This is a genomic window from Alteromonas sp. NFXS44, assembly GCF_040148705.1.
Taxonomy (GTDB): Bacteria; Pseudomonadota; Gammaproteobacteria; order Enterobacterales; family Alteromonadaceae; genus Alteromonas.
On the sequence record NZ_JAGDEA010000001.1, the window covers coordinates 590,122 to 612,183 of the forward strand.

18 protein-coding genes are annotated in these 22,062 nt (G+C 40.5%); 11 read left to right on the forward strand and 7 right to left on the reverse strand.

Features of this window, described 5'->3' with window-relative positions; translation table 11 throughout:
- Positions 1-135: 135 nt before the first annotated feature.
- The 5 genes from J3369_RS02560 to J3369_RS02580 all read left to right on the forward strand — a co-directional run bounded on the left by J3369_RS02560 (position 136) and on the right by J3369_RS02580 (position 8,472).
- Positions 136-1,545, forward strand: a complete 1,410-nt coding sequence (locus J3369_RS02560; protein WP_349583450.1) for a tyrosine-type recombinase/integrase — start codon at positions 136-138, stop codon at positions 1,543-1,545.
- A gap of 4 nt (positions 1,546-1,549) precedes the next feature.
- Positions 1,550-4,018 (forward strand): hypothetical protein, encoded by a 2,469-nt coding sequence (locus J3369_RS02565; protein ID WP_349583453.1) that lies wholly within the window; start codon positions 1,550-1,552, stop codon positions 4,016-4,018.
- Between the two features lie 11 nt (positions 4,019-4,029).
- The gene (locus J3369_RS02570; RefSeq protein WP_349583455.1) at positions 4,030-6,219 is read left to right on the forward strand and encodes an integrase; all 2,190 of its coding nucleotides are present in this window, start codon (positions 4,030-4,032) and stop codon (positions 6,217-6,219) included.
- A 3-nt stretch (positions 6,220-6,222) separates the two neighbouring features.
- The gene (locus J3369_RS02575; RefSeq protein WP_349583458.1) at positions 6,223-6,759 is read left to right on the forward strand and encodes a hypothetical protein; all 537 of its coding nucleotides are present in this window, start codon (positions 6,223-6,225) and stop codon (positions 6,757-6,759) included.
- An 822-nt stretch (positions 6,760-7,581) separates the two neighbouring features.
- Positions 7,582-8,472 carry a hypothetical protein gene (locus tag J3369_RS02580; protein ID WP_349583461.1) on the forward strand — a complete coding sequence of 297 codons (891 nt, stop codon included), beginning with the start codon at positions 7,582-7,584 and terminating at the stop codon, positions 8,470-8,472.
- 89 nt (positions 8,473-8,561) lie between these two features.
- Here J3369_RS02580 and J3369_RS02585 read toward each other — a convergent pair whose 3' ends face one another.
- The 5 genes from J3369_RS02585 to J3369_RS02605 form a co-directional block, all read right to left on the reverse strand.
- On the reverse strand, positions 8,562-9,464 hold the full coding sequence (locus tag J3369_RS02585) for a hypothetical protein (protein WP_349583464.1): 903 nt from the start codon (positions 9,462-9,464) through the stop codon (positions 8,562-8,564).
- Between the two features lie 484 nt (positions 9,465-9,948).
- Complete coding sequence (locus J3369_RS02590) at positions 9,949-11,016, reverse strand: hypothetical protein (RefSeq protein WP_349583467.1); 1,068 nt, start codon at positions 11,014-11,016, stop codon at positions 9,949-9,951.
- Positions 11,017-11,209: 193 nt separating this feature from the next.
- Positions 11,210-11,767, reverse strand: a complete 558-nt coding sequence (locus tag J3369_RS02595) for a recombinase family protein (RefSeq protein ID WP_349583470.1) — start codon at positions 11,765-11,767, stop codon at positions 11,210-11,212.
- 90 nt (positions 11,768-11,857) lie between these two features.
- Positions 11,858-13,234 carry a DEAD/DEAH box helicase gene (locus J3369_RS02600; protein WP_349583473.1) on the reverse strand — a complete coding sequence of 459 codons (1,377 nt, stop codon included), beginning with the start codon at positions 13,232-13,234 and terminating at the stop codon, positions 11,858-11,860.
- Positions 13,231-13,755 (reverse strand): VspR family transcription factor, encoded by a 525-nt coding sequence (locus J3369_RS02605; protein ID WP_349583475.1) that lies wholly within the window; start codon positions 13,753-13,755, stop codon positions 13,231-13,233. The genes J3369_RS02600 and J3369_RS02605 overlap by 4 nt, the downstream gene beginning before the upstream one ends.
- 72 nt (positions 13,756-13,827) lie before the next feature.
- Here J3369_RS02605 and J3369_RS22020 point away from each other — a divergent pair, with 72 nt between their 5' ends.
- Both J3369_RS22020 and J3369_RS02610 read left to right on the forward strand, forming a co-directional pair.
- Positions 13,828-14,085 carry a helix-turn-helix domain-containing protein gene (locus J3369_RS22020; RefSeq protein WP_502877396.1) on the forward strand — a complete coding sequence of 86 codons (258 nt, stop codon included), beginning with the start codon at positions 13,828-13,830 and terminating at the stop codon, positions 14,083-14,085.
- 409 nt (positions 14,086-14,494) lie between these two features.
- Positions 14,495-15,508, forward strand: a complete 1,014-nt coding sequence (locus J3369_RS02610; protein WP_349583478.1) for a restriction endonuclease — start codon at positions 14,495-14,497, stop codon at positions 15,506-15,508.
- Positions 15,509-15,673: 165 nt separating this feature from the next.
- Here the strand turns inward: J3369_RS02610 and J3369_RS02615 are convergent, their stop codons facing one another.
- Both J3369_RS02615 and J3369_RS02620 read right to left on the reverse strand, forming a co-directional pair.
- The gene (locus tag J3369_RS02615; protein ID WP_349583481.1) at positions 15,674-16,291 is read right to left on the reverse strand and encodes a hypothetical protein; all 618 of its coding nucleotides are present in this window, start codon (positions 16,289-16,291) and stop codon (positions 15,674-15,676) included.
- A gap of 415 nt (positions 16,292-16,706) precedes the next feature.
- Positions 16,707-17,816 (reverse strand): hypothetical protein, encoded by a 1,110-nt coding sequence (locus J3369_RS02620; protein WP_349583484.1) that lies wholly within the window; start codon positions 17,814-17,816, stop codon positions 16,707-16,709.
- Between the two features lie 206 nt (positions 17,817-18,022).
- Between J3369_RS02620 and J3369_RS02625 the strand changes: the two genes are divergently transcribed.
- From J3369_RS02625 to J3369_RS02640, 4 genes are all read left to right on the forward strand, one after another.
- Positions 18,023-18,427 (forward strand): hypothetical protein, encoded by a 405-nt coding sequence (locus J3369_RS02625; RefSeq protein WP_349583487.1) that lies wholly within the window; start codon positions 18,023-18,025, stop codon positions 18,425-18,427.
- Entirely contained in the window at positions 18,418-18,843 is a 426-nt protein-coding gene (locus tag J3369_RS02630; RefSeq protein ID WP_349583490.1) for a hypothetical protein, read from the forward strand. Before J3369_RS02625 ends, J3369_RS02630 begins: the two co-directional genes overlap by 10 nt.
- Before the next feature lie 924 nt (positions 18,844-19,767).
- Complete coding sequence (locus J3369_RS02635; protein WP_349583493.1) at positions 19,768-20,706, forward strand: hypothetical protein; 939 nt, start codon at positions 19,768-19,770, stop codon at positions 20,704-20,706.
- 138 nt (positions 20,707-20,844) lie between these two features.
- A complete protein-coding gene (locus tag J3369_RS02640) occupies positions 20,845-22,005 on the forward strand; it encodes a DUF4113 domain-containing protein (RefSeq protein ID WP_349583496.1) in 1,161 nt (386 codons plus the stop codon).
- Positions 22,006-22,062 lie beyond the last annotated feature (57 nt).

Below are 22,062 nucleotides of genomic sequence, written 5' to 3' on the forward strand. Positions count from 1 at the left end.
AATTAGACGTCGAGAGGAGGGGTGGTTACAATTCTTACAATTGGTTAAGAAATATCTTGAAAAAGTAGATGTATGAACGCGTAACCCGCTGGGGAAGGCTTAGCAGTGTGAATAACGGATGATTTAGGTGTTAATGTGATTGAACAGAATAAGGCGTTTCCAGATGACTTCGGCTTTGACTATTGTCTTATGTGGATTAGTACGGAGAAATATCCCTCATTTATAAGTAGGTCACACCCTGAGAGTGGCGAGATCATCCATGACGTTAGGGACAACTCAAAACCATTTGTTCATAAACTTCCAATTTTAATAGACCCCGATGGTATCAATGTGGTGCCAGTGAATCTATATCTTCACTCTTTGTTGGCAAGCCCAGATATATCCTCCGATAAGACGATTCAATCCCATGCAGTTGCGTTATTGAGCTTCTATCGGTGGTTGAGCACGGAAGTCCCCGAACATACTCACCCAAGGACTGGCCTTCTGGTTGATGAAAAATCTCCGTTAACAATATATGACTGCACCGAGAAGGTAGAGGAAAGTCCAATCGTGAGATATCGAGACTATTTATTGGAAAACCTTTATACCAAGGATGAAACTGGAAAAGTCGGTGGTTCTCCAAGTACAGCCTCCAACTATGTTTTGAAAGTTGTCAATTACTTCATCTTCCTTCATCGCCAGCGAATCATTTCAATCAGCAAAACCTTTCGACCATTTGAGTTTAAGGCAAAGACTGTTCGCATAAGCAACAAAGGAAACAGAGCACAACATGAAATGCTCTCACATCTCAATCGCAGTCACAGTAAGGAAATTATTGTATACACCACAGGTCTCACTAGACCATTTAAGAACATAAAAAAACCCCAAGATGCTGATATTCGAGAGCTTAAGCCACTTCGGGAAGATGAAAAACAAGAGCTTTATAAACACCTTGATATTGAAAATTCATCTGACACTAAAGCCCTAATGCTGTACTTAAAAACTGAAACGGGATTGAGATTGGAGGAATTAATAACATTTCCTGCCTCTGTCGTGGACAAGCCAAAAGCTAAAGTAGTTAAGGTGCAAATTGGTGAGAATATTAACGGTTGCTTAACCAAGTTCAAAAAAAACAGAACAATTGAAATCCCAGCCAATGTCATGGATTTGTTGTACGAATACAAGTTAAGTAAGGCGAGGAAGAAGGCTATCGAAAAAGGATTACTTCGCCATAACCACTTATTCGTTAAATCGAATGGCAATATCTACGCTCCAAACACCATTCAAAAGTATGTGGAAACGATCCGTAATGATTTGACACACTGTGGGCTTGATATTTATTTTGCCCCTCATGACTTACGAGCCACTTTCGCAACCGACTGGCTGCACAGCAAACATATGGAAACAGGTAAGCCCTTGGAGGCTTTGTTACAGGAGCTGGCAGATTTGATGGGGCATGAAAGCACCTCTACCACTCAAAAATACGTTAACTACATGAATGACAATAAAACATGGTTGGAATTCGCTCAGCGTAAAAATCAATTCGCACAACAATCGCTGAAGTGATGACATGGCAAAAAGTCGATTAGCAGCATCGAGAAATCAAAATAAATCTTCCGCTCCGCCGATTACTAAGAAAAATGTTACTTCATTAGATTTGATCGTTGATATACGCCCAGAAGGGGTGCTAAACAGCACAAGACACAATTTTATTTATTGGTGTCATGAACAGTGTGATCCCAAAAAACCATTAGCTAAACCCTCTCGACTGGAAAGAATGCAAAAGCTAAAAAGATGGGTTGATCAACAGAAGAAAAATGAAACCAATGCATGGTCTCTAGTGGTTAAATTAGGCGCCTTAAAGACTTACATTGCATTTTGCGACATTAAGAAGTTCGACCCATTCAGTCAGGCTGGATATCTTTATTACGCAGGTAACTCAGGTGAGTTACGGCGCTTAGTTGACATTGCCAGCGAGCCTAAGAAATACCAATTTCAGTATCATAATGGTGAAGAGTTTGGTTTGTTGGAATCCTCAGCTCTTCAAAAAAAGATGAATCTCGACTCGATGCTTCCAGTGCTTGATTTTGATGTGTCAGACATGCAAGCCACGCTCAAGAGCTTTACTGGTGAGATAACAGATTCTGCTACACTACCTTATACATCAAGCGAATGGTATGCACTAGTTAGACGCATTCAGCTTCTCTTTTTCTCTTTGGTAACTCAACTTATTGCCTTTAAAGAAGAAAACCCCGAATCGCCCCCACCTCAATACCTAGAGAACATTGTGGTTGAAAGAATAGGTAATCGTGACATCACGATTACACTTGGGAGAAAAAATGGTTCAGCTTCAGAAGGCTTAGCGAGTCCTTTTAATCAATGCATGGCGGCAGCTTACACTTTGTTTGCCTATTACACTGCATTTAACGACACAGTGATTAGACAGGTTCGCCACCCCATTAAAATGGTTACGTCAAATAAAGATGGTCGGACATCAAAAGTTGCTCAAGTTCGCGCTTACAAAGGTCGTGCATCAAAGGACGTAAAAGCGTTATTTTCAGGCTTAGAAGAAAGCTCTCACCCCGAAGCCAAAGATGAGAAGGCTGGGTTTATTGTCGCTGATATCAATAAGCGCGACACTGTTGGAGAAACTGACGGAATTACCTTTCTTCGAGCACTCGAACTTCTCTCGAAAACCTACAGCGAAGACCCTTATGACACTCTGATATATTTCCTCAATAGCGAAGGTGATAAAGGCAAGGTTGATGTGTCTGGAGCTGCATTCCAATTGTCAAAGAACCTAAATTTGCTTTCTGATAGCAGAGCTGAGTTGACCGACCATCTAGTAAAAACCTACGTCGACATTGTTAAAGATCAAAAGATGACCACGTTTAACAAGATTAAACGAGATGATGGTGTATACACGATGGAAGCAAAAGTCACCGTTCTTAAAAAGCAAGTTGTAACAATAAGAGCTATGCCTATTGGTTACGCTGCTCTTTCATGTATGACTGATGTTTCATTGCGGAACGCGCTTATACCGCTTAATTATTCAGAGAAAGATTCCGATGGAGCGATCACTGTTTCTTTCAAATATGCTGATAGCTCTAAAGGTGAGTTTACTGTTGCAGCTAAATACAAACCTTTTCTTCAACTGGTTGAGCGTTATGCTGCGAGCAGAAACCCTTTACCCAGAAAAAATTATGGCTTTGGTGGGGGGAGTTCAGCAACCAAGCATCCATTCTTACTACCGCTGGGTGGTAAACATGTTACTTATCAGTGGTCAGAAGGTGAGGTTCCGGTTCGCGAAGTTCTGTTAAAATTGTGTGGCATTGGTCGCGGTGATTACTTTTTAAATATTACCGCCAGTAGGATTCGCACTACTCATTCTAACTTAGAGTATAAAGCTGAAGAAAAAGGGTGGACAGCCCGAAAAATTTTGCAGCACAATATTGAAACAACTGAAAGACATTACCCCAACGGCCACCCTGTCTCAAACAACAAGCAAATGTCACAAGGGATGATGGGGTTAGTCTACATAGCCCAGGGCAGGAGCCGCAGTGAAGCTATAGAATCGGTTAAGAAAGAATTGGAAATTCCCGTCTTAGAATACGATGTTTGGAAACAACGTAATGCTCCTACAAACCCCAATGGCGTTAGCTGCGGCGGGGAAATTGATTTGCTGTCAGAGAAAGATTGGCATTATGCAGCACGCAAGTTCGCAGAAAAAGAAGGGATTATTAAAGAGGGTCAAGATATTACCTGCTATCAATACGATCTTTGCGTCTTTTGCAAAAGCGCCAAACTCGTTGATGACCCCTACGCTATTTATAAACTATTGAGCTTTCTCGATGCGTTAAGTGAAGCCATTGACCAATACCCAGAACGCGCTTCGGTAATTCAATCAAAGATAAATCGCTTTCAAGCTAACCTTGACGGCCTCCCACTAGAGACCGTTGAACAAGCTGAGGATTTGCTCGAAGAAAAAGGGCGTTATCCACTTTTCGACTCGTTATCTTCCATTACCCAATTTTTATAAGGGCTATATCTATGCTGTTTTTTGAAAACTCACAAGATATGGATTCAACCTTAGATACCATGCGTTTAATTGGTGATAGAGGCGACTATTTGCAACAGGAACTTCTCCCTGCGCTACTGCGAGGCGATTGGGAAGAGTTAGACAAAATGGTGGTCTATCAAGATCAAAAAAAAACCATCTTGTTTGGCGAGGATATATGGGCGTTTAGAAATTCTGACTACAAAGGAAGTGGGATCAAGAACTTGATTTTTAACATTGAGCCAGAGCAAGAAGAAAATGTCATTGTACTTCATCAAAAAGAGCGTCACATGCTTAATCAAATGAAGTGCGTAGCATTAGCGGATATGTGGTTTTCTGTTAAACATATAGAACTGGCTTCAATCAATAATAAAAAAAACTCTCTTCGAAAGGATATTGCCCAACTAAGCAAACGTGGCATCAATTCATTTGAGGAATTGAATCAAGAGCATCTAGAAATTTTGGTTACTGAGGGATGGTATGATATTTCTAGGAGCTATTGTTTTATAGGGTTGAATAGTCTTGTCTACTTGAAAGGGCTGCTACCTTTCAAGGTCAATTTTTCACATCAATCCCATAAGATGTACAACATGAGTTCTGATGCGCAAAACGGAAAAGTGGTGATTCCGCCCCGAATCTATTTTGCAGCATTAAAAGAGTACAGTGAAAATATAGTAAAAGCCTACGGATTAAGAGATGAAATCGAACAAGCAGTTGAACAGATGATTTCCTTTTATTCCGATGAAGTAAAAAGAAAAATTCTGAGGATTAGAAGCGGCTATAGCCATAAACCTCATGGCGGTTATGCAGAATCATGGGAGCGATTTACCCAGGCGCTCGACAACAATGGAATAACCTTAGCGGATAAAGGTGAAGATCCACGGTGGATGCAAATATTCACATCTATTCAACCCCGCATTCAAATACGACGAGAATGTCTTAGTATCTTCAGAGTACACATTGGCAACACTTATTATGGCTGGGCTGGCTTTAGACAGTATTTGAGAAGCTTGAACATAAAAGCCTCATGGCTTTGCTTGGCATTGTCAGGAATGCGCGTAGACGAGTTGTACAAAATGAGTCCTGTTTACGGTGCACAAAGAACGACTTTCGATAAAAATGGCTGTGAGTCCGAAACTGGCAAGGAAACCATCTACTTTCTAACTACACGCCAATCAAAAATTACGCTCAGTAGTCAAACCAAAAATGACACGTTTGTAACCACGGAAACGGGTTGGAAAGCCTTCCATATGTTGAATGCTATTAATACGCCTTATCGCGACAGATTTGCAAAGAAAAATAATCATCGAATGTTTGCAAACTTGAAGGACATCGCTTTTCCCCAACCTATAGGGAAGAGCGCATTACACACTAAAATTAATACGGGGTTTAACAGCGATAAATTTGATTTTACACTTACAGCAGAAAATATGGGGCATTTACAGACCTCCGACCCAACCCAAACATCTTTTAATCAGGGTGATAAATTTCACTTTTCACCACACCAGACACGGCGCTCCCTCGCGTACTACCTAATTGGTTATGAGCTGTGTTCTTTCCCCGCCTTGAAGCAGCAATTTTCGCATTTGTCGATGGCGATGACGCGATGGTATGCCCGAAATGCCTATTCATTTGAAAAACTTTACAGCGAAATACAAAAAGAACGAGTCATGCAACAGGCTGAGATATTTGCTCGCATATATCAAAAAATGGCGAATGGTAAGCGTATCGCCGGAGGTAAAGGTCAAGCGGCAGCGGCTGAAATTAGTCGCGAAGGTGAAAGTTATTTTGAAGATGGAGTAAGCAAACGCAAGCTATCGGTTAACTACTGGATAGATCGGTTGACCAACGGTAAAGAACATTTACATGCTATTGCTCCTGGGATGTATTGCACTAACACTCAATGTTCAATGCGTATCAATATTGATTTAAGTGAATGTGTAGACTGCGAATATGATTTTATTGAAAATGCTGTTTATGCCGAATCCTCCCGTATGGACGCAATGAGAAACGTTGAGTTTTTAAAAGAAAACAATGAATTAAACTCCAGTTCTGCAACCAAATACCTTATGCAGGTAAAAGCTGCGGAAGCTATCATGGATGATCTAGGATTTAAATATGAAAAGTATGAATTTGCAGAAGATGTGCTGAATTTGGTTATCGAAACGACAAGGAAGGCGTAAGGCATGACAGACAAGACGGAATTAAGCTTAACAGAAAGACAGCTAAGAGATGCATTGGCGCGGCTTGTTGATCAAAAGCCGATTAACAGAGAGTTGAAACAAAAGCTTAAAGCCAATAAGCTTAAAATTATTGTTTCTAATGTTGAGAAAGAAGCGGGATTATCGAATGGATCGGCCAGGCGGTATCCAGAAACAAAAGCGCTGATCGAAAGCGCTGAAGCAAATCGTGTTCATGGAGTAAGCAATGTGTCCGATAATGTGGTTCGCGGCCACCCTCTCCACATCAAGGCCAAGGAAGACTTAGACAAAGCTAAAAAAGAAATCAAAAAGCTCAAGAGAGAAATTGAGAAGAAAGAAGAAAAGCTTGGAGATTATAAAAAACGCTTAAAGTCTCAAACCGTGAGAATGCACCAAATGACCGTTGCTATGTGGGAACATATGCCTGAAGAATGCAAGCATATTGAGTTAATGATCGATGTGGAAACAACGGGGGCAACAGGCAACGTTCTAGAATTCAAAAAGCGAGAGAAGCTAGATTAGCTCTGAGACTTATGTTCTTAGCTGGATGGTCTGGACTCAACCTGTCAAATTCAAATCACGATTACGATGCAATCAGGTCTGACAACTTGCTCTAACTCACCTCTGCCCCATTCCGCTTCAGCGCTTGATCCATCCAACTATCTTTTTTCATAACTCACCATTGCTAACTACATCGTAGAAATTGTGGGATCTCATAATCCTTGCAAAAATGGACATCAGTTTTTAAAGGCGTCGTGCGAATAATGAGAATTTTTCAGATTATGAATTTCTCATAATCTATTCCAAATACCGTAACAATTCTCACAATTGCTTCTAACATCATAGGGAAGTTGTGTTACGTTCGAGCTTGCTCTGATAGCACTGATTTGTGCCGTAACCAGTTCGTCGAAAGCTTGTCCCTAAGCGACCCCTTTGTACGTAGAGCAGATATCGGCTTGTTGTAAATCCAATATCAGCTATGAGCGAATAGCGGACATTTATGCGTTATTTCTATTGATATTCTGGAAGCTTTCAAGTATTAATTTGGCTATTCAGCGTGCCAATTCATACAATTTTTGGCAATGTATTAGTGTAGAAAATTAGCTGAATAAAAGTTTTTTTACATCACAAAAATATAATATGACCATATGAATGATTGAGGTAATGTCCAAAGATTTTTTAAAGAAGTATAAGAGACCTAACGATGAGGGCGTTCGCAGTGGATTAAAGTATTATAATATTTTTATTGTTGACTATATTCTTTCTTGCTGACTGCCCATCATGATTCCAAAGAGCGGTTAGAGGCTATTCATTAATAACAATCTTACTTGGGAGCATGAAAATATGACACTAGGCGTTTTTTTATGGGACGGACAGGAATTATTTTTAACCGCAGATAGGTGCGTGACTAATGCCACCGGAGAGACAAAATTCGATGCAAGCAAGCTACATATAATCTCGAACCAACCCCCAATTGTCGTATTCATTTATAACAGGCCTGCAATTTTCGATGAAGATATTAACAAATTACTTTCTATATACATTGAGGAAATTAGTACAAAAAAAATTTTTGATGTATCTATCTGGGCACAATCTTTCTTGAAATTTATAGAGCGTTATTCACTAGATAATAAATTAGAAAATATTTGGCTATATGAAGAGGTTGTTAATTTTTTTGGAAAGTGCGGTGGCGAGTTAAATAACAAAAAATTAGATAGCATTCGTAACTCACCTTCTATTGAAACCAAGTTAAATATCGCCTGCTTAGATGAGTTTGATTTTCTAAGGCCTATAATAAAAAATAAAGCATCGAACTTATCAGAAGAAAATTTAGTTTACCTGCAAAGTTTCTTTGTTAACAAATTACGTTGTTATAGTGAGTACTGTGGTATTAGCTTTATAGGATTTGAGGATGGGCAAGAAAATCCCTCAATATGTACGCGCCAGATATTTGGGACTTTCGGCGGTAAAATAAGGTGTGAAAACGATAAAAAGTATTCAACTATACTCAACGAAAACGAGTTTCATACAATAGGAAATGATAGAGTATTAAGAAGTGAGAAATATCCAATTATATATATACGTGAATATGAGAATGATAATGTAAAAAAATCACAAGACTTAATTTTTAAAGCAGCACAGCTACAGCGAGAAAGTGAGGAACTAGTAACTATTGGTGGGGCGCCCAATACGCTATTCATTTCGAAAGATAAGTCAATAAAAATAGTTTCTTAGCCCTTTGGTTTAATCTAAAGGAATATATTTTCTGTAATAGCCGATCCTGAGCAATATGTAAAACCCTTTAGACCGAGTAACTGAAGTTCTTAGTAAACTCCCCTAGATTGACAAACTTTTGCTGCCAATTCGTTTACTGTTGGTTTATATACAATTGATTTCAAGCGGTTGTTAAGCCAATCTCTGTAAGTTCCATTTTCGTGATCCGCTTTCATTTTTCTATAAAGATTGTCATACGGGAATGGCTCTAAGTCTTCACCCATCTCATAATCAATATTTAAAATTAACATCGTGGCGACGTCTTTAGATTTTCGTTGAAGATCAGAGCCTTTTGTATTTGGTTTTAGGGATACATTTCCCATTATATTTTTTAATGTCTTTTGTGACTCGATTGGAGTAAGAGCTTCCCAGTCCTTATATTCTAACGCTCCTAATACTTCTTGAAGTGAAGCTCTGAGTTCTTTAATTTCAACTTTAAATTCTGGCCGAGCCAATTTTTCATACAATTCACTCCACTTGCTTTCCCATTCATCATTCCAAGATTTTAATATTTCAGCACCTTTCGCACATTCTGGATCGTTATCACATTGCTCAGTAAATCGTCTGAACTCTTCTTCAGAGATTTCGTCAAACATTAGCTCAACACCGTGTTTTCTTAGTTCCAGAAAACCAGATTGCAGAAGAAAATCGTCTCTTTCCTTCAAAGCATTCGCATATGCAGGGTCTGCCCCATAGACATTCCTCTTGGACTCGATGACTTTAATTCGTTCCGGCAGGTATACTGATGTAAAAGCTTCTAAAGCGTTTTGAACCCGTTCTGAGTAATAGGGTGATACATACTCGTTAACCTTCAAGTTGTAAGCGCCAGTGGTTAACTCCTGAAGATTTGCAACTTCTGTCTGTAAACATCTATCAAGGGCGGTGTTTTCTTTGGAGCATCCAAACAATAATGGACTGCAAGAGACGATTAGAAAAATTGCGTTTTTTAACATTGATACCTCACTGAAACCATCCATGTAAAGCAGGCTTAACGCTTCATAGTTAATGAAGTTCAATGATATCAACTTGTATAACTCTATGCGAACATTTACATTCTTAATCTAACCATCTTTTATTTACATCGACGTCCGCTTTTGACCAATGACAGAAATTCAGTGTCACAAGCCTGAACGTCCGCTCCTTGTCTTGAGCTGACCACCTTAGACCGACTAACGATTTCCGCTATTCACTCATTTGAGTCTTAAACCACTGCCAGGACTGAAAATGGTCAGAAGCGGCCATCTCGAAAAAGTCCACCTAGTTCACTATTGAGCCCCGAATTCAGATAATAAGTGTCCACTCATGTTTTAACGCTGAGGACTTACGGGAGCTAATGCTTCGCTCGGTTATGTACCTTCGTTCAAAGCGACAGCCAAGTTCTCAGGCTGTCCGCTCTATTGTAGACCTGGTAGCAAAATTTAATCTTTACTCACTTTCTCAAGAGAACCAGCGTTTTAGCATCGTGTCAATTGCCCGGGCGTCCTTTCCGATAATTCGGGTGACCTCTAACTGTCGTAGTGTCTCGCAGCCGTTTTCCGATTCAGCTAACAACAGGCGGGTAAGGGCAGCCCTATCCGTAAAATACAAATAGCTTACCAACGCTTTAGCGGTTCGGTAATGGATAGATGAATCTTGCGTCCATTCTACATGGGTACTATTGAGTAAGTCGCTGACGGGCAATAGCCGCTTCGAACGCAGTGTGGTTCTAATATTTTTAGGATTTTGAGCGATATCCTCAGCTAATTCCGCAACCCCTTCATTGAGCCATTTGCTCATCTGACCAAAGTAGTGCCGATTTATGCTATGCATGGCTTCATGCACCGCGGTCTTTTCTCCTTGCGATTCAGTTTTGACCCACACGACAGATTCGTTAGTGCCGGAGCGGTAGAAGCCCTGAGAGTTTTTAAGAAGGCCTGTCGCCGGCCCCCGATACTTATCATAGCCTGTTTGGTCGGTGAAAAGTCTGAAATTGATGGTAAGCGGTTTTACCAGCTCGGCGGGCACCACCTTCTCAAAGAGTCTTTTGCTGGCATTGACCGAAGATACGATCCCTTGTCTAAGATTATAGCTACCCTGAAGCCCAAGAAAGTTAATGGATAAATCCTCTGCGGGAATGTTGCTTACCAGGGTTACTGGTGTACCGTCATCGATTCGGCGAGGTCTGTCGGAGAGATGCTGAACCCCCTGACTGTCTGTCCACGTATAGATTTGTTTGGATTTTGTGGCATTACGTTTATCGAGACAGGTGGTACCGGTGTGCGGCAGCTCGTTGGGTACCGCTGTAGCCGGCGAAAATTGATTTGTGGGTTTAGCCAGCACTATTTTTGCCGACATGGGTTTGGTGGCCAACGAGTCGATAGCTGTTATTACTACGTATTTTGAGCTCTGCGCAAGTTCATCCAGCCAATCCGGTAAAGTATACTTGTCTTGCGCATACTGAAAAACCAAACATGAATTGGTGACAATCAGTGCACAAATAATAGCGAACTTCCTTTTGCTGCCCACAACTTACCGTTCCCTCTATTAAGTCAGCTTCTTTTGCCTACTAGTTTAAATAAACAAACAAACGCAAACTAGTTACTGAACTTTAATTAAGGGATATGGAGTACAGCAAAGGAATCGTCAATAATACGCAAGGCTACTGTTTGGCAACCCAATCCGATTTAATCTGACTTGTCTTTATTTTCAATTCTAACCATTAAATAGCAGTTTCATTAAGCGCTTTATTAAGTGTGGGCCGGTTTACCCCAAAATGCTCTGCTACTTCGCCCTTAGTCATATTAGGATCGAGTAACATCGCATGCGCTCTTCTTATGTCTGATGCCGTAAGTTTGGCTTTGCGCCCACCTTTTCGGCCCCTGGCTCTGGCAGCTGCAAGCCCAGCCTTGGTTCGCTCGGAAATCAACCGTCTTTCAAAATGCGCGATTGACCCAATCATATGAAAGGCCAGCTCACCCACTGCCGTCGTCGTATCAATGTTCTCATTCAAACTAATAAACTTAACACCATGCTGTTTAAAGTCATCAAGAAGCTCAATTAAATCTTTCAAGCTTCGATCCAAGCGATCGAGTCGCTGAACAACAACCGTGTCACCGGCTCGAAGAGAGTCGGTCATTCGTTCCAGTTCAGGTCTTAGGCGAGACTTACCACTACTTTTTTCTTGGTAGATTCTTTCGCATCCAGCTTCTTGTAATGCATCTAGCTGAGCACTGTCGGATTGTTCGTCCGTACTGACTCGCGCATAACCGATTTTCATTCTGTAACTCAAAAAAGTAGGTTTTCTTTCTATTTATAGTTTTTTCATTTGCAACAAACCTTTGAGCACTGAACAACATGTAGATTAGATTTACAGCATAAAAACTTTGTGCCGGAAGCGACCAACCGAGTCTATTGTTGAACCGTACCATAAAGGAAGCAGATCGTTACGGAGACTTTCATCGAATTCCTTTTCGGCAATGGTTCTAGTAGTTATTTCTGGATTGACGCTTGCAGAAGAATCACCAATTATCATGCACGACCTTGGAAAATCCGAATCATCTGTTTCATTTGTATCCGAAGATTTGAGAACGGCACAATGTGGTACTTCTTCAGAAACTCTACTTGCAAATTCGAGTAAGCGAGGGTGCGCTGGAGTGATAAAATACCCCATTCCTCGCTCATTATCTTGCGCTCTTAAAACTCGCCCCAACACTTGTCTAAAGTAGAGTTCAGTTGTTACCAGTGAGAGATAGCAACAGACTCGTAAGCGAGGAATATTGGTTCCTTCGCTTATCATGCCAATAGAGATAATCCATTTTTTTACACTCCGTTTGAAATTTTGAATCAAGCGTTCAGGTTCATTCTCTTGGTATGTCACAACTTCGCCATATTCACCAAGCTGACTTAACAAATATTGGATTTTTTTAGCGTGAGAGACCGACGATGCAACGATTAAGCCTCCTGCATCTGCAGCAATTAATCGTTCTTTGTTCAATCGAACAATCCCACGCTTTAGGGTTTCGCGTAGGACCTCATTATGGAAAATGATTTCTGAGTATGGAAGGGTACTATCCTCTACAAATTTGGTTATCGATTTAAAATTCCGTTTATCATCATCCTCGATGACAGTAATAAGCTCGTTATCTAATAGAGTGAGGTGTGGAACGCGACAAACGCCATCTTTGATAGCCTGCTTTAGGTCATAGCTGTAGTCAACGTGTAAACGGTTATTATCACCTACGTAATTTGCAAGAGCAATGGGGATAGTGTCGCTTCTCCAAGGAGTTCCGGTCAACGCTAAGGTATAAACTGCTCGCCCTTGAATATGCTTTAGAATCTCTGCTCCCCAGGCATTGGCATTTTCAATTTGGTTACCTGCACAGTGGTGTATTTCGTCAAAAATCACAAACACTCGGTAGCTACTTAACAGCTGCCAAAAACTATCGTCCAAATGCCTCATACTTTGATAAGTAAGTGATGAACCTATTGCACCAAGCCCGCCACAAAAACGTTTTCCAGTAATTGCTTCAAGTTCAACTCTGAAGTCATTTGCCACAAAAGTCGAAGGAGAAAAGCATAAAACGAGGTCGACCTTACCTTGCTTCAGGAGGATATCAGCGAGCGCAGATGCCATGACAGTCTTTCCTGCACCTGGCGTTGCAAGACATAAAAAATGAGTGAACTGTGATTCAAATTTTTGTATCGCGGTTTCGATAGCTCTGTGCTGCCAATTTCTCAACCTCATGAAGTTCGGGCTTCATACTCAGCGAGTAAACGTTCAAATCCTTTTACTTTGCCCAACATCAGCTTCGCTTGCTCTCTTGTATTCTGATAGTGGGGTTTTACGTACTCTGCAAAATCAGGCATTTCTTGCACCCACTCGGAGTAAGCTTCAGTCTCACCCATGCTCATCAGCATTTCTGTTTTGTAACGTCGAATCTTCTCTTGAAGCTTTGTGACTATGATGTAATTAACTTCGTTTCTATCATGCTCAGATAGTTGAAGTATCTTTGAATCTTTTTTTGACTCAGAACACCAACGAAAAACGATCGCTTTGCCCCCCTCGCCATGTGTGCCTGAGATAACCCCTTCCTTTGACAGCCTTTTTAAATGCCGATAGACAAACTGCGTTGCATTGTTCTTCTTATCAAACTCATTTGAATATGTTCCTAAAAGATGTCTCGTTACATCTGTCACTGTAAAAGAATGCAAACCAAGAGATTTAATAAACTCATGAAGATCAATGTCATATTGCTTTTTCGGCATAATATATATCTCAATTGCCTAGCTGGCGTCTCGAAATTCGCGACAGTGTACTTTGTCTCTATCATCGAGACAATGAAAACGTCAGTTTATTCCTCACATTACGACAAGCTCAGGTTGTGGTTAAAAGCACAACGTGAAGACCAGTCTTTGTCTTTGCGAGAGGTCTCGGAAAGATGGGGCAAACACCATTCCATATTGGGAAAGATTGAACAAGCCCGTAGAAAAGTTGAGCTGGTAGAGTTTATTGAGTTGTGCGAGATATTAGATGCTGACCCGCATGAAGGACTATCTTTACTCATAACATCGATGAATGAAAAATTGATGAAATAGAAACTCTTTTCTGAGATGGAATTGCATTTTGCTTTGTGTCTACCTCGAATTTTTAAACCGGACGCTATGGCCCTTCATGCCAAAAGACTTTTTTAAGCAAGTACCTGACCGTACTATCCCGTAGGCAGACTTTTCCTAAAGAAAAGGATCGGACGGTCAGTTTTATTCCACTGAACTTCTGCCATCTTCAAAATGCTGCCGCTCATAACTTTGTACTTAAACTGCAGAAATGTACGTATTGCTGAAGTTGGGGGGGCATCGGTTCAGTTTCTAATCAAAATATGGTTATGATGTGTCTACTGAACTAGTGGCAATTCAACGTAAATCGGCAGGCTTGCGCTCCTTTCGTCGCTAACTTTAACCTGCTATATTTGCGCCGGTTAAGCTAGGCGTTATATAAGGACTGAACATGGGAGCAATTTGGTTCGAAAAGCATGATTTTGCCGATCATCTCCATGAGATTGTTGGCTATAAATCTGGGGTCGCCGCTTCAATTGAGCAGATGTGTGATCTGCTTAGCGGTACAGGATTTGATGACGATATTGTTTCTTCTGAGCAGCACGGGATTAGAATTAGATCCGAAGATTATGACGCCCTCTATTACAACCTCCTACATAAAGTAGGAGTTACAGAAAGACCATTAGATGGGATATTTGAGATAATTAAAATATCGAGGGAATTAGAGCGTAAAAATGGTGCCGACTTCGCTCAATCTATTCAAGATATTTATCATCGACACATAAAGATTGAAATGAAGAAGGCCATCCAAGAAGGAAGGAAATCATTAAACCCAGAGTCAATGATGTTCGAGGCTTTCCAGGTTCACGGGAAAGCAGGCTTAAATGCAATCATGATGTTGATTCAAGCTTATGATGACTTGATGAAACATAGCCCACACACTGCAATGAAATTTCACCAGTATATTGATATTGTCGATTTGGGAGATTTATTTGAGCAGTACGATCCTATTGCTGAGAAGGGCGCATTCCTTGATCAGCGTTTTATAGACTTCCTTTCAAATAATCTTAACAAGTTGGGTGAAATTCATTGGAGAAAATTCGAAGAATTAACTGCTGAATGCTTCCAGCGATTTGGTTACAGTGTTGATCTGGGACCAGGAAGTAATGACGATGGAGTTGATTTAAGAGTATGGAATGATGGTAAGGGCGGAACACCCGAATTTATTATTCAATGCAAGAGAGTTAAATCGAAAATTGATAAAGTGACGATTAAGGGATTGTATTCTGATGTATTGCATGAAGGATGCAAACTCGGGATACTGGTAACCTCTTCTGAATTTAGCATAGGAGCTCGTTCTACAATAGAGGCTCGGAGCTACCCTATAGAAGAAGTCAATAGAGACAGCATTGCCAGGTGGCTCCACGAACTCAGAACACCGGGAACGGGCATAGTACGTGTGTAGATCCTTAAGATATAACAATCGCAAGCAAACGGAACAACTTTACGTTGCGTTCCAAGTTGGCTTATGTTGCGTTCGTTGTTAGTCTGTAACTGCCTAGAGAGTAACTATAATGTATTAACTCATATACATAATAATGAATATGTTTGGATATGTCAGGCTGTACAGCTATCTTAATGGCACAGACTGTTCAAACCTAGCAATTGATGCACTTAAAGCATCAATGAGTAACACATTATTGTCATAGTCTTCTAGCAAGATTTCTAACAATGCCACCGCAGCAATATGCTCCTCTTGTGAATGAATTTCAGTGATATAAGCGGCTTGTTTAGCTAGCGCTTGACCAGCTTCGCGTAGTTTTATGAACTCATTACTACGTTCCTTCATTGCCTTTGCGATGCTTGTGTCTGACGTAACAACCTCGAAAATATTGTCATACTCCAATTCTTCTTGGCCCTCTATCTCAAGAACCAGCTCTTTTAGTGCGACATCATCAATTGAATCTTCACACTGATCAAGTAGCTCGTTAAGAGTGTATTTATTCACGCTAAGATGTCGCTTTTTGCACCAAGCAACTGCTAAATTGTCCATATCTAAGGATGAAATACTTGTTGCAAAATGAGATTGAACATTGCCGTTTTCTGATTGATATTCAAAATTAAAGCGATATCCATCATGAATACATAGCACTGCATCCATTTGGTTGATTTCGCTATCATCATCTAGCGATAGCTCTTGATAGAGTCCAATATGTCTACCATCATAAATCCATTCTTTCTCGCTCATAATTAAACGACTCCGATTTGAATTGGTAAAAAATCGCTTATCACCAGCACTTAACGTAAATATTAGACAATCCAATTGTCGTTTCATACGAAAACCGAAAATAACTTTCCGCATTTGTACAAAAATACAATTTTTAGAGGCTGTGTCATGCAGCCAGTAAAGCTAACAAGCGCTTAGACCGCAGTCCAATGGCGCGGACAGCTGCGACACAAACATGCGAAGCACTTAGCTATTATGCCTCACGCGTTTACTCCCGTTAGCTTGGTGTTGAATGTGTGCAGTTTGTCGCAAAGAGCCTATGACGCTGTTAGGCTTTTCCGTACGTTAAGCGGACTTTCATGACTTGGCTTCTCAGTTCCAGCTTTGAGCGAATTGCGGATATTAAGTTTATAAATAATTCGGTTTACTTTTACCCTCAAAGTGATAGTTTTACAGTTGGTGCCTCCAAGCCAGATGCAGCTGCAATTTCGAAAGAGTAAACGACGAGTTTTTTAGTTATTCCGCTACAATATTCAAGCATATCAAGAGAATTTTCAGCATCTCTAGAACATTTTCGAAATTCTTTTTGAATCCTTTCTAGCTCTGAAAAATTACTTCTTGTCACTTCTCGTTCAAACCGAATTTCTTTAGGGTTTGCAGGTATGGGAGCTTTTATTCTTGCAACCTTTTTATCGCAAACAATATTAATCTTCTCGATAAAAATCGAAGATTGAAAACTTAGCTGAGATATCGGACATACGTGTGTTATTATATTTCTATAACTTGTTAGTAACTCGAGCCAGCCATTTTCTTCACTGGCAGTCAATATACCATTTAGTAAATTAGATTTTTTAGGCATATTTTTCAGTAGCGAAACAAGCTTTGCATGGCTTGTTATCATTTTTTTCTGCTTTGGAAACTCTCTTGAAACTATAAATTCATTAACAGCTTCAGAAAGGTAATCCCTCAACGAGCAAGCATCGAATAAAAAATGTTGGAAGCTATCAAAAATATTAGAAGTATTGCTATCTGAAAACGAATTAACGTTTTCAATTTCTTTAAAGTCTATAGAGGAAATTTGACGCTGATACGCCAGTGAAATTTTCCTTAGAGAATTTTCTAAGGTCTTGAGTTGCTGGGCTATACGTCCGGCTATATCTATTATTTTCGGTTCTTGGGAGGTATAGGCATGATGACAAACTTTTCGCCAAAATTGGTAATTTTCAAATAATCCATTTACGGCATGACTGGTTGGACTGTTTACCATCCACTGAGGTTGCTGTATTCCTCTTATCTGATCCTCCGTCTCGTAGAAGTCTATGCCTATTATTTCTCCAAATCCAGATTTATCAAGAGCTAGAGCAATATCTCTGTAAGCAGTCAGCGTTATTTCGATAGCTTTAGAATCAAGGGTTAACTGTTTTAGCTTGATAATATTGGGGGTTTTGGGCGAGTTAATAGCTGTCAAACCACCTTTCAAGTGAGCTACTCTCAATATTTTTGGCCAAAAAGTTTTATCAGATTCTTTTCTTGGACTTCCTTTCATTTCTAGTTTCATAAAAATGGTTATAGATGGTAAGAATGAACTTAGACTAGACCTAAAATATTAAGCACAGTTAAACTTATAATCACTACCTCAAAAACTCAGCAGTAAGCTATTTTTCTTTACTGACATCAAATACTAGGTGTTGAGAATTTGCGCAATTGGTAGATAATACAAACATAGCTTTTAATTGTAAACTCGGAGTCCTAATGACTTATGACGAACTAATGTCCGTAATTGACACATCTCAACAGGATGACTGGATCTTTAGCGATGAAAGAGGAAAATATACTTACAAAAAAGATCTGAATATCCGGATTGAAAGGCCTGATATTGATCACGATACTGATAAATTCTCTGGTGAAGAGTGGGCTACCAAACATCCTGATCCCGCCGCATATCGCGTAGTATATGAGATTTATTATGGGGCCTCATTTGTTGAAGAAATGTTCATGGTTTCTGTCGATGGTCATAGGGCCACATTACCACTACCCAATAGACAGACACTAACTATCACTCGCAAGCAATATCGATTTGCCAAAATTGTAGATCAGTTAGGCACATTAGATGAATACATGCGCCGTGCTGGCCTGGAGGTCAAGGAGTGCCCTTAGACTCTAGAAAAAAATCTGTTGAGATAGTAAAGCAGTCCAAACCCCGAAGTACCAACCACAAGGTTATAAGTCAAGATACTTTCTTAGATGGGTTCGTGTCCAAAGTGAATTATCAAGAGGAAGGTGACAGCCTCTTCCTTTGGGTAGTTTTCACAAGCAGATTTGAAAATCACGCCGAGAAAGAAAGCCAGTTGATACAACAAATGGATGCAGCAGTTGGCAAACATGCTGATAAGTGGGGATTTTTAAAAATAATTTTTAATATAACGGGCTGGCTTGCTGTTATTTTAATTGGTGTTTCAGCATACCTTCTTATTAAGGAGAAAGAAGTGCCTGAGTTTCTAAAGGCCTCTTTTCTGACGGTTATAGGCTTTTACTTCGGTGGTTTGCTAAATGAGAAGAAGCCGTCCGACTAGGGTCAGTAGCGAGCAAAATAGGAACTTTAAGAACTTCCGTGCCAGTGGCTTCTCTTCACAAAGGAAAGGCCAGAGGGATGCTATAATTGAATGTTCGCTCCTAACCAATGGCAGAAATTCAGGCTCAAAATCCTGACCTTCTGCTTGTTGTCTGAAGCTGCCCCTCGCACCAATGACAATGACGGGCTGCAATTCGCCTCAAACCTCTGCAACACGTTACCAACACAGATTCCGGCCCGCAACGCTCTCTCTTCATAATCTAAATTCCAGGAACATATGCTATTTGAGACTTTGTTGGATAAACAAAAGCCTTCTGTTGCGTTCTTTTAAAAAATCAAAAACGCCTTTTGCATTATTTATGAGAACTCATGGAAACAATTATGAGATCTCACTGAAACCTGTCCAATTTGACCTATAGAGCTATATCAGATTAACAATAGCCTACATATAATCAAGAACATACATAGTAGTTCATATACTATAAAAAGATTCTAATCTCAGGTGGAAAATGACGTGCTAGAAAGAATTCAAATGATCGACAATGTTGGCAACTATTGTCGAGCGGCATCTGGACAAATTCAGTTTTCTGAAGTCAACGTAATCTATGGAGAAAATAGAAATGGAAAGAGCACCCTGTGTGACATTTTCTATTCACTTTCATTGAATGAGCCACAGCTCATACTCGATAGAAAGTCGATCTGTACAGTCATATTGAAATCATGGTGATTTTTATCTCAACTTTGTGCGCGTTTTTACATTCCAATACAAATAAATATGATTAAAATCATGTAATTATTAAACCTATAGGTAAGATAATAGGTTTGGAAAATGCGCATGCGCATTTTTACTGGTCTAACGAGGTAAACACGCATGCGCACGAATAAGCTGTTAGCCAGCAGTGAATTATTACGGAGGTAATTCTGCATGAAATATGAGCTCCCATTTGAAGAAACGGGCTATCTTCCAAAGGTAGTGGCGACTTTAAGTGGTTTAGATGAGCAAAAAAGTGGGCATGAAAAACTACAGCTGAACCACCCACTTGATGTGTTCTATTTTTCTTTTACTGATGTGATTAAGAGCGTCAGCCGACTTGCATCTCGGTTAGAGAAAGATACAAAAAAAAGAAAAAACAATAGTCAGTTCAAACCGGATGATATCGAAGAGTATAGTGTCGATATCTTTAATACAATCTTCTATTTGTCCAACTTTATAGAGGCTTGTCAATCTATCATCAAGTGCGTATGTCATGATGATAGTAAACTGAAGACAAAGGCTGCTCGTGAGTTTAATGAATCTACAAAAGAATATCGAAGTCATATATCAACAATTATCAATGAAATAAAACACAAGCACAGAAGAGTTAACGCTTTCTCTTACGCTTGGGACAATAACTTGATAATTGGCTACTATATTGAAGGCGTTGCGAGTAAAGGGATTCTAGGTCCAGACCCGTTGATTCATAAGAACTTTAATGGGGTCAAAACAGGATTTTCATTAAATCGATATATTCCATACTATATAATTAATCTCTACCATGTTTCGTCCTGTTTAGATCCTGTATTGAAAAAGTATGGAAACTTAGCAGGCTCAGATTTTGAACCTAGGGAAAACCGAGAAATAGTTGACTGTATTGAAGCGGTATCACGATTACCAATGTTGCTATTCAGTGATGAATTCAAACTCAAAATTCCAGCTGTATCAGCTAAGAGTAATGAAAGGTTTTTGCTTGAATTTCCAGGGAAACGTAAAATTGAAAACAAGAAGCTACACGTCGCTGACCTGTCTTTGGGGGCTCGTATAGGTATGCACAGTAGAGGAATAACCTTCCCGTACTTTACTGGCCAAAAAATTGCTAATGAGTGACAGTTAACCTTTGGCATTTTTGGTTCGGTTGGTTTCAGTAAGTTGTGTGGTGTCGAGTGGAGATTGTACGATTAAGCCCTAAGTAATTAGTCCGTCAGTCTCCCTCGGTAATCAAATTAGTTTATCTTAGCGATCAAATTGGTAAAAATTAGACAACGGATTGAGCTGGGTGATTTTTCTGGTGTTAGACGCCAGCAACCCATGCGGCAGAAGGCTTGCTCACTTACTCGCCTATTTTTAGCGGGAATTCTTAGCCAACTGTACGAACTGTATGACTATTTGTCCAACCAGATGATGAATATTGTTGGCGGTTTTGCGCCTCACCAGCATGTGTATTCTATCGACGAGTGCTTTTTGTATTTTGATAACTGGCAACCGCCGGAAGGATGGAACGCCTACGGTGAAACTATCAGGCGTGCTGTCTGGCAGCAGTTACGTCTGCCTGTAGGAGTGGGTTTCGGGCTTACGCCGACGCTGGCGAAGGTTGCCAGCCATGCCGGTAAAAGACTGGGAGATAAATCCGGCATTGCGGTACTTGCTGAGAAGACACAGATCCGGCGAACCTTACAGGAAATGTCGCCGCAGGATGTGTGGGGGATTGGCCGGCGTATTGCGGAAAAGCTGGAAAACAGTGGTGTGCGCTCTGCGTGGGAGCTTGCCTGCGCAGCGCCTAAAAGTATCCGTAAGCAATTCTCTGTAGAGATAGAACGTACCGTGCGGGAGCTTAACGGTGTTACCTGCATTGAGTGGGAAAGTCATCGTCCTAAAAAACAGCAAATCTATGCTACCCGCGCTTTTGGCCATCCGGTTACGGACCATCAGAGTTTACGGCAGGCACTTTGCTGGCATGCTGAGCGGGTAGCTGAAAAGCTCAGGAAGCAAAATTGTACCGTGAAAACCCTGACCCTGTTTGCCCATGCGAACCCCTTTGCCGCCAGCGGACATTATCATAAAGCTGTACAGCACCGTTTTGCCATTGCCACTGCGGATACACGAATGCTGTCAGAAGCCGCCGGGAATGCAGCTGATACCTTGTATAAGGAAGGGGTTTTGTTTCATAAGTGCGGCGTGGGAGCAATTGAAATTCAGGATGAAGATGTAAAGCAGCCGGATTTGTTCGCACAAAGCGAAGGGAATACAAAGCTGATGGCTTGCATGGACGCCATTAACAGAAAATACGGCAGCAGTACCATTGGCATCGCGGCGAAAGGTGACCATCAACCCTGGCGTATGAAGCGGGCGTATTTGTCTCCTCAGTACACAACTAACTGGCGGCATTTACCCCAATGTCAGTGTTGATGACATAAATGTTAGATTCAAAAGCGACATGGTTCGCTACACTAGGGATGTACCAAA

Excerpts from the sequence above, each read along its gene's own strand:
- J3369_RS02565 (WP_349583453.1), top strand. The coding sequence starts at position 1,550 with ATGGCAAAAAGTCGATTAGCAGCATCGAGAAATCAAAATAAATCTTCC.
- J3369_RS02570 (WP_349583455.1), top strand. The coding sequence starts at position 4,030 with ATGCTGTTTTTTGAAAACTCACAAGATATGGATTCAACCTTAGATACC.
- J3369_RS02575 (WP_349583458.1), top strand. The coding sequence starts at position 6,223 with ATGACAGACAAGACGGAATTAAGCTTAACAGAAAGACAGCTAAGAGAT.
- J3369_RS02580 (WP_349583461.1), top strand. The coding sequence starts at position 7,582 with ATGACACTAGGCGTTTTTTTATGGGACGGACAGGAATTATTTTTAACC.
- J3369_RS02585 (WP_349583464.1), bottom strand. The coding sequence starts at position 9,464 with ATGTTAAAAAACGCAATTTTTCTAATCGTCTCTTGCAGTCCATTATTG.
- J3369_RS02595 (WP_349583470.1), bottom strand. The coding sequence starts at position 11,767 with ATGAAAATCGGTTATGCGCGAGTCAGTACGGACGAACAATCCGACAGT.
- J3369_RS02600 (WP_349583473.1), bottom strand. The coding sequence starts at position 13,234 with ATGAGGTTGAGAAATTGGCAGCACAGAGCTATCGAAACCGCGATACAA.
- J3369_RS02605 (WP_349583475.1), bottom strand. The coding sequence starts at position 13,755 with ATGCCGAAAAAGCAATATGACATTGATCTTCATGAGTTTATTAAATCT.
- J3369_RS22020 (WP_502877396.1), top strand. The coding sequence starts at position 13,828 with ATGAAAACGTCAGTTTATTCCTCACATTACGACAAGCTCAGGTTGTGG.
- J3369_RS02610 (WP_349583478.1), top strand. The coding sequence starts at position 14,495 with ATGGGAGCAATTTGGTTCGAAAAGCATGATTTTGCCGATCATCTCCAT.
- J3369_RS02615 (WP_349583481.1), bottom strand. The coding sequence starts at position 16,291 with ATGAGCGAGAAAGAATGGATTTATGATGGTAGACATATTGGACTCTAT.
- J3369_RS02620 (WP_349583484.1), bottom strand. The coding sequence starts at position 17,816 with ATGAAAGGAAGTCCAAGAAAAGAATCTGATAAAACTTTTTGGCCAAAA.
- J3369_RS02625 (WP_349583487.1), top strand. The coding sequence starts at position 18,023 with ATGACTTATGACGAACTAATGTCCGTAATTGACACATCTCAACAGGAT.
- J3369_RS02635 (WP_349583493.1), top strand. The coding sequence starts at position 19,768 with ATGAAATATGAGCTCCCATTTGAAGAAACGGGCTATCTTCCAAAGGTA.